Origin of the sequence: Tolypothrix sp. VBCCA 56010 (assembly GCF_050875635.1) — a bacterium.
GTDB lineage: Bacteria > Cyanobacteriota > Cyanobacteriia > Cyanobacteriales > Nostocaceae > Hassallia.
Map to the genome: position 1 here is coordinate 1 of NZ_JBPAOH010000415.1, position 588 is coordinate 588.

General features: G+C 35.2%; 1 protein-coding gene. It reads right to left on the reverse strand.

The annotated features are described in order from the left end of the window. Positions 1–562 (reverse strand): transposase (locus AABK37_RS41800; protein WP_432557244.1); only part of this gene is annotated, 562 nt, incomplete at its 3' end. Positions 563–588: the final 26 nt, after the last annotated feature.

Below are 588 nucleotides of genomic sequence, written 5' to 3' on the forward strand. Positions count from 1 at the left end.
TACCATGCAGCTTTTTATTTGTTGAGCGTCGCTTACTAATGTATTTGTTGTATCGATTATTAATCGATTTTATTGGTCTGCCATTAATAAGAATCGGTTGGAAGCCGAGCTTATTTGAAGTTACAGTCCCAAGGTTATTTACACCTAAATCTATTGCGGCTTTGAAACCTGATTCAGATAACTCAACATCCTTTCTAGTATAAACTACTTCAATTACATAACATCCAGTGCTGGGAATTATTCGTACACAGTCATAATTTTGTGCATGTTTGGAGTGAATGAGAATACTTGTTTTATGTAAGTGAATAATCCCTGATTCTTTGAGTTTTTTATAAGCTCGTGTATAGGGATATTCTACTTTATAACGCCCCTTCGGCGGTTTATAATTTGGTGGATTTGGTCTACCCGTAAACGATAAAGGATTAATTTTCCATTCCTTAATTGCCTTAAAAAAACCCGTCCATTCTGCATTGACTGATTTCATTACTTGTTGAGCTAGGAATGCGGGCAATGTATGGTAACAAGAATAATCTTTCATTAATGCATCGATATTTTGATGCAACTCTGTTTTTCCAAACTTGACTACGC